The 13333-nt window shown below is 64.2% G+C and carries 13 protein-coding genes; 6 read left to right on the top strand and 7 right to left on the bottom strand.

Translation table 11 applies throughout. From position 1 onward, the window contains the following. From FYB76_RS06410 to yacG, 5 genes are all read left to right on the top strand, one after another. Positions 1 to 1248 carry a type II secretion system F family protein gene (locus FYB76_RS06410; RefSeq protein ID WP_370516313.1) on the top strand — a complete coding sequence of 416 codons (1248 nt, stop codon included), beginning with the start codon at positions 1 to 3 and terminating at the stop codon, positions 1246 to 1248. A gap of 53 nt (positions 1249 to 1301) precedes the next feature. Further along, entirely contained in the window at positions 1302 to 2165 is an 864-nt protein-coding gene (locus FYB76_RS06405) for an A24 family peptidase (protein ID WP_154133216.1), read from the top strand. Between the two features lie 4 nt (positions 2166 to 2169). Continuing rightward, positions 2170 to 2790 carry a dephospho-CoA kinase gene (gene coaE, locus FYB76_RS06400; protein ID WP_154133057.1) on the top strand — a complete coding sequence of 207 codons (621 nt, stop codon included), beginning with the start codon at positions 2170 to 2172 and terminating at the stop codon, positions 2788 to 2790. A gap of 215 nt (positions 2791 to 3005) precedes the next feature. Further along, positions 3006 to 3761, top strand: coding sequence for a cell division protein ZapD (gene zapD / locus FYB76_RS06395; protein ID WP_088755872.1), 756 nt, complete (start codon positions 3006 to 3008; stop codon positions 3759 to 3761). Positions 3762 to 3796: 35 nt separating this feature from the next. After that, entirely contained in the window at positions 3797 to 3982 is a 186-nt protein-coding gene (yacG, locus tag FYB76_RS06390) for a DNA gyrase inhibitor YacG (protein ID WP_034336666.1), read from the top strand. Positions 3983 to 4034: 52 nt separating this feature from the next. On the opposite strand, the gene mutT is transcribed toward yacG, so the two are convergent. The 7 genes from mutT to FYB76_RS06355 form a co-directional block, all read right to left on the bottom strand. Continuing rightward, positions 4035 to 4460 carry an 8-oxo-dGTP diphosphatase MutT gene (mutT, locus tag FYB76_RS06385; protein ID WP_154133056.1) on the bottom strand — a complete coding sequence of 142 codons (426 nt, stop codon included), beginning with the start codon at positions 4458 to 4460 and terminating at the stop codon, positions 4035 to 4037. Beyond that, the gene (locus FYB76_RS06380) at positions 4460 to 5335 is read right to left on the bottom strand and encodes an ATP-binding protein (RefSeq protein ID WP_039790449.1); all 876 of its coding nucleotides are present in this window, start codon (positions 5333 to 5335) and stop codon (positions 4460 to 4462) included. Before FYB76_RS06380 ends, mutT begins: the two co-directional genes overlap by 1 nt. Positions 5336 to 5526: 191 nt before the next feature. Continuing rightward, positions 5527 to 6762 (bottom strand): bifunctional glutamate N-acetyltransferase/amino-acid acetyltransferase ArgJ, encoded by a 1236-nt coding sequence (gene argJ / locus FYB76_RS06375; RefSeq protein ID WP_154133055.1) that lies wholly within the window; start codon positions 6760 to 6762, stop codon positions 5527 to 5529. Between the two features lie 35 nt (positions 6763 to 6797). Further along, the gene (locus FYB76_RS06370; protein ID WP_154133054.1) at positions 6798 to 7550 is read right to left on the bottom strand and encodes an SGNH/GDSL hydrolase family protein; all 753 of its coding nucleotides are present in this window, start codon (positions 7548 to 7550) and stop codon (positions 6798 to 6800) included. Positions 7551 to 7560: 10 nt separating this feature from the next. Continuing rightward, the gene (locus FYB76_RS06365) at positions 7561 to 8364 is read right to left on the bottom strand and encodes a DUF2272 domain-containing protein (RefSeq protein ID WP_154133053.1); all 804 of its coding nucleotides are present in this window, start codon (positions 8362 to 8364) and stop codon (positions 7561 to 7563) included. Positions 8365 to 8538: 174 nt separating this feature from the next. Next, positions 8539 to 11295 carry a preprotein translocase subunit SecA gene (gene secA, locus FYB76_RS06360; RefSeq protein ID WP_154133052.1) on the bottom strand — a complete coding sequence of 919 codons (2757 nt, stop codon included), beginning with the start codon at positions 11293 to 11295 and terminating at the stop codon, positions 8539 to 8541. A gap of 355 nt (positions 11296 to 11650) precedes the next feature. Then, on the bottom strand, positions 11651 to 12628 hold the full coding sequence (locus FYB76_RS06355) for a M23 family metallopeptidase (protein ID WP_088755866.1): 978 nt from the start codon (positions 12626 to 12628) through the stop codon (positions 11651 to 11653). A 53-nt stretch (positions 12629 to 12681) separates the two neighbouring features. Here FYB76_RS06355 and FYB76_RS06350 point away from each other — a divergent pair, with 53 nt between their 5' ends. Beyond that, a complete protein-coding gene (locus FYB76_RS06350) occupies positions 12682 to 13236 on the top strand; it encodes a DciA family protein (protein ID WP_088755865.1) in 555 nt (184 codons plus the stop codon). The last annotated feature ends 97 nt before the right edge of the window (positions 13237 to 13333 follow it).

Below are 13333 nucleotides of genomic sequence, written 5' to 3'. Positions count from 1 at the left end.
ATGACATCGGCGCCCCAATTCAGCTGGGAAGGGCTGGACCGCCACAATCGCCCGCAGCGGGGTGTGGTGCAGGCCAGCGATGAGGCGCAAGCCCGCGCCCGGCTGCGCCAGCAGGGGATGCGCGTGGCGCGGCTGCGGCGTGAGGCGGGTGCACCCGCCTTCGACAACGGCCAGACAGCTCCATCAAACCCGACCACAGCAAGAACGCGTGGCCGCATCAGCGCCAAACAGATCGCCCTCTTCACCCGTCAATTGGCCACCATGCTGCGGGCAGGATTGCCGCTGCTGCAGTCGCTGGACATCGCCATTCGCGGCGCCGGCCAGAGCGCCCTGGCCGCGCTGCTGGCCGACGTACGCCAGGCCGTGGCGCGCGGCGAGAGCCTGCATGCGGCGCTGGCGCGCCATCCCAGGCAGTTCGACGCGCTCTTCTGCAACCTGGTGCGCGCCGCCGAAGAAGCGGGGATGCTCGAGAGCATGCTGGAACGCATCGCCCTCTATCGCGAGAAATCCCTGGCGCTCAGGGGCAAGGTCCGCACGGCTTTGGCCTATCCCTGCGCCGTGGTGCTGGTGGCGATCATCGTGACGGTGGTCATCATGCTGTGGGTGGTGCCGGCTTTCGAGCAGATGTTCCAGCAGTTCGGGGCCGAATTGCCGCTGCCCACGCGCATCGTCATGGCCACGGCCCGTCTGCTGGGCCAGCATGGGCCATGGCTGCTGCTGGGCACGCTGGTGGCGGGCGTGCTGGCGACCCTGGCCTGGCGGCGCCATCTCCGGCTGCGACTGGCAGCGCAGCGTTTGAGCCTGTCGCTGCCGCTGTTCGGCAGGCTGTTGCGGCAAGCGGCGCTGGCGCGCTGGAGCCGCACCTTCGGCACGCTCTTCGGTGCCGGCATCGCCCTGGTGGAAGCGCTGGAAACGGTCTCCGGCGCGGCCGGCAACGTGGTCTATGCGGAAGCCTCGCTGGCCGTGCGCGACGCGGTGCGCAATGGCGCCTCGCTGCACGCAGCCATGCAGGCCACGGGGGTCTTCCCCGACCTGGCGGTGCAGATGACGGCCGTGGGCGAAGAGGCCGGCGCACTCGACGCCATGCTGGCCAGGATCGCCGACCTCAACGAACGCGAGGTGGATGACGCCGTCGCCGCCCTCACCAGCCTGATGGAACCCGTTATCATGGCGGTGCTGGGCGTGGTGATCGGCGGCCTGGTGGTGGCGCTGTACCTGCCGGTGTTCCGCATGGGTGCCGTGGTGTAAGCCGGCACGCCTGTCTTTCCCTTCTTTGACGACCCGACCAGTTGAACTTGACGATGTCCTTCCTGGATGCCCTGGCCCTTCCCGGCAATGCCGCGCTGGCCTGCGTGGCGGCGCTGCTGGGCCTGCTGGTCGGCAGCTTCCTCAATGTGGTGATCCATCGCGTTCCCCTGATGATGCTGCGCGAGACGGCCAACTTCGTCGCCCAGGAACGTGGCGAGGCCCTGCCGCATGCCGGGCGCTACAACCTCTGGCTGCCCGCCTCCGCCTGCCCGCATTGCGGCGCGCCGCTGGCGTTGCATCACAAGATCCCCTTGCTCAGCTGGCTGCTGCTGCGTGGACGCTGCGGTTTCTGCGCCAATGCCATCAGCGCGCGCTACCCGCTGGTGGAGCTGCTGACCGCACTGCTGTTCGCCCTGCTGGGCTGGCGCTTCGGCCTGGGCCTGCACGGCGTGGCGCTGATGGTGTGTGCCGCTTTCCTGATCGCGCTGGCGGTCATCGATGCCCAGACCATGCTGCTACCCGACGACCTCACCCTGCCCTTGATGTGGCTGGGCCTGCTGGTCAACATCCTGCATCGCCTGGTACCGCTGCAGGATGCCGTGCTGGGCGCGATGGCCGGCTATGGCGTGCTGTGGCTGATCTACTGGATCTTCAAGCTGGCCACCGGCAAGGAAGGCCTGGGCTATGGCGACTTCAAGCTCATGGCCGCGCTCGGGGCCTGGCTGGGCTGGCAAGCCTTGCCACTGGTCTTGCTGCTGGCCTCGGCGCTGGGCGCAGTCCTGGGCCTGGCGCTGATGGGCTTGGGCCGCCACCAGCGCGGCCAGGCCATTCCCTTCGGCCCCTGCCTGGCCACCGCCGGCATGCTGACCCTGCTGATGGGCCATGGCTGGCTCACGCAACTTCTCTACGACTTCTGACCCCATGACTTCATTGACTGAACGCTTCACCATCGGCCTGACCGGCGGCATCGGCAGCGGCAAGACCACGGTGGCCAACCTGTTTGGCGAGCTCGGCGCTTCGCTGGTCGATACCGACGCCATCGCCCACGCCCTGACCGCGCCGCAGGGCCTGGCCATCGATCCCATCCGCGATTTTTTCGGCGACGAATTCATCGATGCGCACGGCGCCATGGACCGCACCCGCATGCGCCAGCACGTGTTCGGCAATCCCACTGCGCGCCATGCGCTCGAAGCCATCCTGCATCCGCTGATCCGCAGCGAGACCGTGCGCCAGGCCGAGGCCGCCACCGGTCCCTATGTCATCTTCGTGGTGCCCCTGCTGGTGGAATCCGGCACCTGGGTCGGCCGTGCCAGCCGCATCCTGGTGGTGGACTGTCCGGAAGAGGTGCAGATCGCCCGCGTCATGCAGCGCAACGGCCTGCAGCGCGAGGAAGTCGAAGCCATCATGGCCGCCCAGGCCAGCCGGCAGGCGCGACTGGCGGTGGCCCAGGACGTCATCGACAACGGCGGCAGCAATGCCGACCTGCCGCATCAGGTACGCGAGCTGCATACGCGCTACCTGGATCTGGCCAAGGGAGCATGAGCGCTTCGGTGCAGCCAGTGGCAACGCGGCAGTATGCTTGCGCAAGCCGGCAAATGCGATGCGGTACAGCATCTTCATTTGATGCCGACTGCATTTGTAATTTTCTTCTGCATGGGTCAGAATCACAGACATTGCACATGTTGACGAGGTTATTGCACCCACGCGGCCTGTCAGCGGCCTAACAAGTCCGGTTCAACCAATAAAGGGATCATGCTTTGATCGTCTACGAATACCCTTTCAATGAGCGTATTCGCACGCTGTTGCGACTGGAAGACCTCTACGAGAAATTCGTCTTCTTCCTGCACCAGGAAAGCCCGCATCAGCATCACATCGCCCTTGCCACCATTTTTGAAATGCTGGAGGTCGCCGGACGCGCGGACCTCAAGTCCGACCTGCTGCAAGAGCTGGAACGGCAAAAGCAGATCCTGCTGGCCTACCAGTCCAATCCCAATGTCGAACCCGAGATGCTCAACGCCATCCTGGCCGAAGTCGACCAGGCCAGCAGCGCCCTCTCAGCGGCCCAGGGCAAGACCGGCCAGAACATCCGCGACAATGAATGGCTCATGAGCATCCGCGGCCGCACCATCATCCCGGGCGGCGCCTGCGAATTCGACCTGCCGGCCTATTACGCCTGGCAACAGCATCCCTACGAGCGCCGCTTCCAGGACATCTCCAACTGGTTCGCCCCGCTGATCCCGCTCTTCGATGCCATCGCCATCGTCATGCGCCTGCTGCGCGAATCCGGACATGCCGTGAAGATCAACGCCGAAGGCGGCAGTTACCAGCAGATGCTGCAAGGCAAGGTCTACCAGATGCTGCGCCTGTCGCTCGACATCAACCTCGGCGCCATCCCCGAGATCTCGGCCAACAAATACATGTTGTGGGTGCGTTTCACCCAGCAGGATGGCGACGAGAAGCCGCGCTCCTTCGAGGGCGAAGTGCCCTTCGAACTGGCGCTGTGCGGCTTTTGATCCGTAATCTGAATTGATGAAGTGAAGTAAAACGTATGGCAACGATCGTAGACTGCCCGACCTGCGGCACCAAGGTGGAGTGGAGCGAGAAGAACAAGTACCGCCCCTTCTGTTCCGAACGCTGCAAGCAAATCGACCTGGGTGCCTGGGCCGAAGAAAAGTACACTATCCCCGCAGTGAACCTGCCGCTGGAAGACGAAGGGGACAAGCCCGTGCAGTGATGACGGGCTTTTTCTTTCATATCACCTTAATTCCACGCATCTTCAGGCATCGTCACCCGTTGTCACCATATCGCAGCTGATCCAGCCACTGGAGCAGCGGGATGGTGGCCGGCAGCAGCGGTTCCACGCCCACGCTGCCTTGCCAGGCAAAGGCCTGGCCTTCCAGGCTCTGCGGTTCGCCGCGCCACTGGCGGCTGATGTAGAAGTGCAGGCGCACATGGGCATGCGGATAGACGTGCTCGACGCCGCACCAGGGCTCGCCGTCCAGCACCTCGATCCCCAGTTCTTCCTTGAACTCCCGCTGCAGCGCCGCGAAAATGCTTTCGCCCGGCTCTACCTTGCCGCCGGGGAATTCCCAGTACCCCGCATAGGGCTTGCCCTCCGGACGCTGGCCCAGCAGCACGTCGCCGTTGGGCTGCATCAGGATGCCCACGGCCACATCGATGGGCTTGGCCACCGGCTTGGAATCGCCGCTCATCAGCCCTGCGCCTTGCCGGCATAGTCGCGCGCAAACTGCCAGGCCACGCGGCCCGAGCGCGAGCTGCGCTGCAGCGCCCAGCGCAGGGCATCGGCGCGGGCTTCGGCGATCTGTGCGTCATTGCAGCCGAAGTGGCGCAGCCAGTGCGCCACGATGTCCAGGAAATCGTCCTGCTTGAAGGGATAGAAGGTCACCCACAGGCCAAAGCGCTCGGAGAGCGAAATCTTTTCTTCCACCGTTTCGCCGGGATGCAGGTCGCCATCCTCGGTGTGGGTATAGGTATTGTTGTCGGAGAGGCGCTCCGGCATCAGGTGGCGGCGGTTGGAGGTGGCATAGATCAGGACGTTGTCCGACTGTGCGGCGATGCTGCCGTCCAGGGCCACCTTCAGCGCCTTGTAGCCGCCCTCGCCTTCCTCGAAGGAAAGATCGTCGCAGAAGACGATGAAACGCTCGGGTCGCGCTGCCACCAGTTCGACGATGTCCTGCAGGTCGTGCAGGTCATCCTTGTCCACCTCGATCAGGCGCAGGCCACGGTCGGCGTACTGGTTCAGGCAGGCCTTGATGAGCGAGGACTTGCCGGTGCCGCGCGCGCCGGTCAGCAGCACGTTGTTGGCCGGGCGGCCTTCGACGAACTGGCGGGTGTTCTGGTCGATCTGTTCCTTTTGCGGGCCGATATTGTGCAGGTCCGACAGGCCGATCTTGGAGATCTGCCCCACCGCCTGCAGGTAGCCGGGACGCTGGGCCGTCGCGCCGCGCCAGCGGAAGGCGACGGCGGCGTTCCAGTCGGGTTCACGGGCGGCGGCGTTGGGGAGGATGGCTTCGACGCGCGCCAGCAAGGCTTCGGCACGCTGCAGGAATTGGTCTAGCTGGGTCATGGTGATCGCAAATCGGGATGAACGGGGCGGGAATGCACGCGCCATTGTGGCGCAAGGCGCTGGCGGCCGGTGTGAATAAAATTGATCCGAGGGCGCGGGCATTCATGTTGCCGCCGCCATCCCGGGCGCGCCACCGGCCCGGGGATGGGTGGGCCGATGGCGGCGAAACGCCGCGAGGTGAAGAAAAACGCTCAGGAACGGTAGTCGGCGTTGATCGAAACGTAATCGTGCGACAGGTCGCAGGTCCAGATGGAGGCCTTGGCCGCACCGCGCGCCAGCTTCACGCGCACCACGATCTCGGCTTTCTTCATGACGCGCTGGCCGTCTTCTTCGCGGTAATCCGGATTGCGGCCACCATCCTTGGCGACCCACACGTCGTCCAGCCACAGGTTGATCCTGGACACGTCCAGGTCGTCGATGCCGGCATAGCCGATGGCGGCCAGGATGCGGCCCAGGTTCGGATCGGAGGCGAAGAAGGCGGTCTTGACCAGCGGCGAATGGCCGATGGAGTAGGCGATCTGGCGGCATTCCTCGATGCTCTTGCCGTCTTCCACGGCCACTTCGATGAACTTGGTCGCGCCTTCGCCATCGCGCACGATCTGGTGCGCCAGGTGCTGCGACAGGTCGGTGACGGCCGCGGCCAGTTGCTTGTATTCCTCGCTGTCGCCGCTGGTGATCTCCAGTTCGCCGGCACCGGTGGCCATCAGGATGAAGGAATCGTTGGTCGAGGTATCGCCATCGATGGTGATGCAGTTGAAGGAATGGTCAGCGGCATCCTTGACCAGCTGGTTCAGCAGTGCCTGCGGCAGCTTGGCGTCGAAGGCCAGGAAACCCAGCATGGTGGCCATGTTGGGCTTGATCATGCCAGCGCCCTTGCTGATGCCGGTCATCACCACTTGCTTGCCACCGATGGTGAGGGTACGCGAAGCCGCCTTGGGCTGGGTGTCGGTGGTCATGATGGACTCGGCCGCGTTGAACCAGTTGTCGGCCTTCAGGTTGCCGATGGCTTGCGGCAGGCCGGCGATGATGCGGTCGGCCGGCAGCGGCTCCAGGATCACGCCGGTGGAGAACGGCAGGATCTGCTGCGGCTCCACGCCCATCTGCTGGGCCAGCGCGGCGCAAACCGACTTGGCGCGCTGCAGGCCTTCTTCGCCGGTGCCGGCATTGGCGTTGCCGGTGTTGATCACCAGGGCGCGGATGGGCTTGCCGGCGCTCAGCTGCGCCAGGTTGGCCTGGCAGATCTGCACCGGGGCGGCGCAGAAGCGGTTCTTGGTGAAGACGCCCGCCACCGTCGCGGTCTCGGCCAGCTTCATGACCAGCACGTCCTTGCGATTGGCCTTGCGCACGCCCGCTTCGGCATGGCCGAGTTCGATGCCGGCAACGGCTTTCAGGTCAGAAGGAACGGGGATCGGGGAATTGACGGCCATGGCGAGCTTTCAGCGTAAAAATCGGAACGCGTATTTTAAACACTTTCCGTCACCGGCTGATGACGCAGGAACTCGCTTTCGATGATCTCGGCACTCATCCTGGCCCATTGCGCGTACTGGCCGTGGCCCGGATGGAAGCGGTCGATGGCCATCTCATGCGGCAGCGCCCATTGCAGCGAGCAGTAGCGCAAGGCAGCCTCGGCATCGATCCAGTCGCGCAGGGCGCGGTCCAGCTTGCGCGCATAGCGGCCCAGATACCAGCGCAGCGGCTGCGGTGCCACCGGCAGCAGGTGCATGGGTGGCAAGCCCGAGAAGACGATGTGCTCCACCCCGGCTTGCGCCATCAGGCGCTCGCATAGCAGGCGCAGGTTGGCCACATAGCGTTGCGGGCTCATCTGCGAAGTGACGTCGTTCACGCCCAGGGCCACCACCAGGACGGTCGCCGGGCCGATCTCATGGCGCCCCAGCAGGTCCAGTGCTTCGAGCGAATTGACACCGCTCTGCGCCACCAGCTGCCAGGCCACCGGATGGCCGGTGCGCGCGGCCAGCTGGCGTGCCAGCGGCTGGGCCAGGGCTTGCTCCTGATGCTCCACCCCGACCCCGGCGGCCGAAGAATCGCCCACCACCAGCACGCGCAGCGGCGCGGCCACCAAGCCGCCCTGCAAGGCGGGAAACTCCATGCCGCTGCGCGGACCGGCCGCTTCCGGCAGGCGCAGCGCGGTCTTGCGCAGGCGCTTGGCTTGCGCCAGCAAGAGCGGTCCCAGCAACAGTTTTCCCAGGATCAGCATGGGCGGCCCATCACGGCAGCAGGTTCTTGACCACCACCAGCCAGGGGCGCGCAGCAATCGGCTGGGCGCGGCCCTGTGCATCCACCGGGATCAGCGATTCGGAGACGGAGTTGAAGACATTGCCGCCGATCACGCCCGCCCAGCCATCATCGGCATGCACCTCCACCACCAGGTCGCAATGGCCGGCCAGGCCGGGGCGGATCTCGTCGATGGAGGTGATGTTGTTGCCGCGCGGCGCGCAGATCAGGTCGCCGGGCGCAATCGGCTCGCTCTCGGCAGGACGCAATACGAATTGCGGCGAGGGGCGCGACTGGCGGTCCTTGAGGAAGCTCAGGTAATTGAAATGGGTTTCGTTGGGTGCGAAATCCTGCGGCGGCACATTGGTGCTCACCATCAGCCAGGAAATGAAGGCGGCCGACCAGGCTTGCTGGCAGTCCGCACCGGTCAGGTTCTTGCCGACCGCGTGCCAATATTCGGCCACCCGCTGCACGGCCTCGCCCTCGTCTTCCAGCAAGCCCAGGCGCGGGGCGCTGAAGGGCTCATGGCGCATATCGATCTGCTGGTTGCCGAAGAAATCCCACTCGGCCTTGGCCGCTTCCACCAGTGCCGCACGCGTGGGCGCAGCCGTGCTGATGGCCACGGCGGGCACGCCGGTATTGGTCACCGGGATGGAGGGAGTGATGGGCGCGTAGCCCGGGTTGTCGCTGTCGCGCCATTGCGGTAGCGGCGAGGAAGCGCAGCCGGCCAGCAGGACGGCGATGGCGGTGGCAGTGAAGCCGGAACGGGACGCACGAAACATCTTGGCGAGGGACATCTTCTTGTTCTCCTGGGCGGCAGGCGTTGGCTGCCGGAGCGCTCATCATAAGGGGAGCCGGGACAATTTTGCAGAAGCCTTCACCTGCAGGATGTAAAAAAGGCCGCCCACCCGCTTGGGTGGACAGCCTCTTCACATCGGGCCAGTTTGCGGCCGAACCGGGGATACTCTGGTTCAGGCCAGCTTGCCGTGGCACTGCTTGTACTTCTTGCCGCTGCCGCAAGGGCAGGGATCGTTGCGGCCGACCTTGGGGTATTCCGAGCCGTCGTCTTCGCCACCGGCCTGGGCGGTCGGTGCCAGCAGTTCTTCCGGCGCGGCTTCGGGATCGAAGTCGGCGTGCTGGTAGTTGACGTTGATGGGCGAGCCACCGGACATGCTTTCCTCGGCCGCTTCGATTTCCTCGCGGCTCTGGATGCGCACGGTCATGACGACCTTGATGACTTCGTTCTTGATCAGGTCCAGCATCTGGGCGAACAGCTCAAAGGCTTCGCGCTTGTATTCCTGCTTGGGGTTCTTCTGCGCATAGCCGCGCAGGTGGATACCCTGGCGCAGGTGATCCAGTGCGGCCAGGTGTTCGCGCCAGTGGTTGTCGATGCTCTGGAGCATGACGCTGCGCTCGAAACCGGCAAAGGCATCCACGCCGACCACGGCCACCTTGGCGTCGTAGCTGTCCTTGGCGGCCGTCAGCAGGCGCTCCAGCAGCTCATCTTCGGCCAGGTCGGGTTCGGCCTTGAGCATGGCTTCCAGGTCGATGTCGAGCTGCCATTCGTTCTTCAGCACGGCTTGCAGGCCGGGGATGTCCCACTGCTCTTCCATCGACTCGGCCGGCACGTATTCGCGGAACAGGTCAGTGAAGACGCCATCACGCAGGGAGGCGATCATCTCGGCCATCTCGGCCGACTCCAGCAACTCGTTGCGCTGCTGGTAGATGACCTTGCGCTGGTCGTTGGCGACGTCGTCGTATTCCAGCAATTGCTTGCGGATGTCGAAGTTGCGGGCTTCCACCTTGCGCTGGGCCGACTCGATGGAGCGGCTCACGATGCCGGCTTCGATCGGTTCGCCTTCGGGCATCTTGAGGCGGTCCATGATGGCGCGCACGCGGTCGCCGGCGAAGATGCGCAGCAGCGCATCGTCCAGCGACAGGTAGAAGCGCGAGGAACCCGGATCGCCCTGGCGGCCCGAACGGCCACGCAGCTGGTTGTCCACGCGGCGCGATTCGTGACGCTCGGTGCCGATGATGTGCAGGCCGCCGGCATTGACCACGTGGTCGTGCAGGGACTGCCATTCATCGCGCAGCTGCTGCGACTTGGCGGCCTTGTCGGCCTCCGACAGGGACTCATCGGCTTCAATCAGCTGGATCTGCTTGCCCACGTTGCCGCCCAGCACGATGTCAGTACCGCGACCGGCCATGTTGGTGGCAATGGTGATCATCTTGGGACGGCCGGCCTGCGCCACGATCTCCGCTTCACGCGCGTGCTGCTTGGCGTTCAAGACATTGTGCGGCAGCTTGGACTTGGTCAGGATGCCCGAAAGCAGTTCCGAGTTCTCGATCGAGGTGGTGCCCACCAGCACGGGCTGGCCGCGCTCGTAGCAGTCCTGGATGTCCTTGACCATGGCCATGTACTTCTCTTGCGCGGTCTTGTAGACCTGGTCCTGGCGGTCCTTGCGGGCATTGGGACGGTTGGGCGGGATCACCACGGTTTCCAGGTGATAGATTTCCTGGAATTCGTAGGCTTCGGTATCAGCCGTACCGGTCATGCCGGACAGCTTGGCATACATGCGGAAGTAGTTCTGGAAGGTGATCGAGGCCAGGGTCTGGTTCTCGTTCTGGATCTTGACGCCTTCCTTGGCTTCGACGGCCTGGTGCAGGCCATCGGACCAGCGGCGGCCGGTCATCAGGCGGCCGGTGAATTCATCGACGATCACCACTTCGCCGTTCTGCACCACGTAATGCTGGTCGCGGTGATACAGGGTGTGCGCGCGCAGGGCGGCATACAGGTGGTGGATCAGGGTGATGTTGGCGGCATCATAGAGCGATGCGCCTTCGGGCAGCAGACCCATCTGGGTCAGGATTTCCTCGGCCTTGTCGTGGCCGGCTTCGGTCAGCAGGACCTGGTGGCTCTTCTCGTCCTTGGTGTAGTCACCGGGGACTTCGATCTTGCCCTTGCCGTCCGGAGTTTCTTCGCCGATCTGCAGGGTCAGCAGCGGCGGGACGGCGTTCATCTTGTGATACAGCTCGGTGTGGTTCTCGGCCTGGCCGGAGATGATCAGCGGGGTACGCGCTTCGTCGATCAGGATCGAGTCCACTTCATCGACGATGGCGAAGTTCAGGGCACGCTGCACGCGGTCATCGGCATCGAAGACCATGTTGTCGCGCAGGTAGTCGAAACCGAATTCGTTGTTGGTACCGTAGGTGATGTCGGCGGCGTAGGCTTCCTGCTTGACGTCGTGTTCCATCTGCGACAGGTTCACGCCGGTGGTCAGGCCCAGCCAGCTGTAGAGGCGGCCCATGTCTTCGCAATCGCGCTGCGCCAGGTAGTCGTTGACGGTCACCACGTGCACGCCCTTGCCACCGAGCGCATTGAGGTAGGCCGGCAGAGTCGCCATCAGGGTCTTGCCTTCACCGGTGCGCATTTCGGCGATCTTGCCGAAGTGCAGGGCCATGCCGCCGATCAGCTGCACGTCGAAGTGGCGCATCTTGAGCACGCGGCGGGAAGCTTCGCGGCAGACGGCGAAGGCTTCCGGCAGGATCGCATCCAGCGTTTCGCCGCCGGCGATGCGTTGCTTGAATTCGGGCGTCTTGGCTTGCAGTTCGGCGTCGCTCAGCTTCTCGACCGACGGCTCCAGCGCGTTAATCTGGCGGACGATTTTTTGATATTGTTTGAGCAGTCGCTGGTTACGGCTGCCGAAAATCTTGGTCAGGAATGACATGCTTGGATTCTATAAAAGCGCCGATGAACGATCCGGCAGAGTGACGTTGGGCTCCCGGCCGCTGGATTCCAGCCGACAACGCCCGAAAATAAACCATGGATTCTAGCACGCAGGCCGAGGGCATTGGCTCGCCGGCCCGCCTTCGCGCCGACTATGCGCCGCATTGGCTTTAGATCGGGCGTGTTTGCAAGGTTTCAATGGGGAAGGGGAATTTGGCAGAAATCGTCACGCCGGGCTTGCCAGAGATGCAATAAAACGCCGGGAATGCGGCCTGCAGACCACCCTGCCCGGCCGCAAACGCCCGCCCCACGGCGGCAAGCGCCTGCTCGAATTGCCGAAACTTGCCTGAACGGGCTCAGCGGCCGGCGACGAAGACCGGCATCTGCTTGGGCTGGTTGCCGCCGGTAGCACCCAGCGCCAGGAACTTGCGCGGATCCTGGGCGATGCCGCGAATGCGGACCTCGAAGTGCAGGTGCGCCCCGGTCGAGCGTCCGGTCGAGCCCACATCGGCCACGTGCTGGCCGCGCTTGACGATGTCTCCCACCTTCACGAACAGGCGCGAGGCATGGGCGTAGCGGGTGATGATGTTGTTGCCGTGGTCGATTTCCAGCATGTTGCCGAACTGGTAATGATATTCCGAGGCGATCACCACCCCGGCGGCCGCGGCGACGATGCGGGTGCCCACCGGGGCCGGGAAGTCCAGGCCTTCATGGAAGGCGTTGTGGCCGCTGAAGGGGTCCAGCCGCCAGCCGAAGCTCGACGAGTTGTAGGCCACGTTGACCGGTTGATTGGTCGGCAGCAGGCGCGACTTGATCTTGTCGCCCATCAGGGTGGATTCGACCGCGTTGAGGTAATCGGTGCGATGGCCGGCGTCCACGGCCAGGTTGTCGAGCATGCGGCGCAGCTCATCCATGCCGACATCGCGGCCGGCACCGGCGATGCTGGAGACTTCGGCGCCGCCGCGACCGGGCAGCTCCTTGAAATTGAATTCTTCCGGACGGATGCCGGCCAGGCCCTGCACGCGTTCGCCCAGCGCGTCCAGGCGCATCATCTGGGCCTGCATCTCGCCGACCTTCACGGCCATCATGGCCAGGTTCTCTTTCAGGAATTTTTCGTTGCGGCCATCTTCTTCCTGGCTCATCGAGACGGCCAGCTTGTGCAGCATGGGTGCGGCATCCGGGTCGCCGGCCTTGTTGAGCAGGAAATAGGTGATCGACAGCGAGGCGCCGGCGATCACGCCGACCAGCAGCAGCAACATCAGCAGGAGGTGCTTGGTGCCGAGCGTGACCGATCGGGCTTTGGTGAAACGGGGGTGCAGCAGGATAATTTGCATCTTTGCTCCTTGGGCTCCGGCCGGTCAGACACCGGATGTGATAAGGTTTAAAGATGAAGTACGCATCTACTTTTATCCCTTATCGGCCTGCTCCCACGAGTGCCCAACGCATGGCGAAGAGCACGAAGGGAGCCGCGGATTTCTTGCGGTCGAATTCGACGATGGCGGCGCTGTTGCCCGCCCTGGCTCGCATGGGCACGTTGCAGCAATCAGTGGCCGCGAACTTGCCGGCGATGTTTGCCGCGTGTCAGATCTTGCAGTTTGAAGCTGGCGTGCTTGTCATGAGCGCGCCCAATGCAGCGCTGGCGGCACGGTTGAAGCAGCAAACCCCGAGGCTGCAGGACCGCCTGCTGAAGGACGGATGGCAGGTTAATTCAATCCGAATCAAAGTGCAAGTTGGCCGGACGGCCCCCCCGCCACCGCCAAAACGGGTGCTGGAGTTGACCGAAAACGCCCTGACTTCCTTCGCCGAGCTCAGCAGTACACTGGCCCGCGATCCGCGCAGCCAGGGCTTGAAGGAAGCCATCGATGCCATGATACGGCGGCGCGACCAGCGCAGATTGGCCAAGGAAGCAGGAGAAGACCCGCCATTTCTGCAGGGAAAATAGCCCGGAAATAGCCGGATGACGAAATCCTTCTAAAAAATTTACAAGATATCTCTCGTCAGATCGCCAGCAGGGCTCTGCTGAAAACGAAACGCCCCGG

Origin of the sequence: Herbaspirillum sp. CAH-3, from assembly GCF_009668275.1 — a bacterium.
Lineage (GTDB): Bacteria > Pseudomonadota > Gammaproteobacteria > Burkholderiales > Burkholderiaceae_D > Herbaspirillum > Herbaspirillum aquaticum.
The sequence above is the reverse complement of the archived record's forward strand: the minus strand, read 5'-3'. Positions and strand labels throughout refer to the sequence as shown.

Bases quoted from the DNA above. Each gene is read 5' to 3' on its own strand.
- FYB76_RS06410 (WP_370516313.1), top strand. From the start codon at position 1: ATGACATCGGCGCCCCAATTCAGCTGGGAAGGGCTGGACCGCCACAAT.
- FYB76_RS06405 (WP_154133216.1), top strand. From the start codon at position 1,302: ATGTCCTTCCTGGATGCCCTGGCCCTTCCCGGCAATGCCGCGCTGGCC.
- coaE (WP_154133057.1), top strand. From the start codon at position 2,170: ATGACTTCATTGACTGAACGCTTCACCATCGGCCTGACCGGCGGCATC.
- yacG (WP_034336666.1), top strand. From the start codon at position 3,797: ATGGCAACGATCGTAGACTGCCCGACCTGCGGCACCAAGGTGGAGTGG.
- mutT (WP_154133056.1), bottom strand. From the start codon at position 4,460: ATGAGCGGCGATTCCAAGCCGGTGGCCAAGCCCATCGATGTGGCCGTG.
- FYB76_RS06380 (WP_039790449.1), bottom strand. From the start codon at position 5,335: ATGACCCAGCTAGACCAATTCCTGCAGCGTGCCGAAGCCTTGCTGGCG.
- argJ (WP_154133055.1), bottom strand. From the start codon at position 6,762: ATGGCCGTCAATTCCCCGATCCCCGTTCCTTCTGACCTGAAAGCCGTT.
- FYB76_RS06370 (WP_154133054.1), bottom strand. From the start codon at position 7,550: ATGCTGATCCTGGGAAAACTGTTGCTGGGACCGCTCTTGCTGGCGCAA.
- FYB76_RS06365 (WP_154133053.1), bottom strand. From the start codon at position 8,364: ATGTCCCTCGCCAAGATGTTTCGTGCGTCCCGTTCCGGCTTCACTGCC.
- secA (WP_154133052.1), bottom strand. From the start codon at position 11,295: ATGTCATTCCTGACCAAGATTTTCGGCAGCCGTAACCAGCGACTGCTC.
- FYB76_RS06355 (WP_088755866.1), bottom strand. From the start codon at position 12,628: ATGCAAATTATCCTGCTGCACCCCCGTTTCACCAAAGCCCGATCGGTC.
- FYB76_RS06350 (WP_088755865.1), top strand. From the start codon at position 12,682: ATGAAGTACGCATCTACTTTTATCCCTTATCGGCCTGCTCCCACGAGT.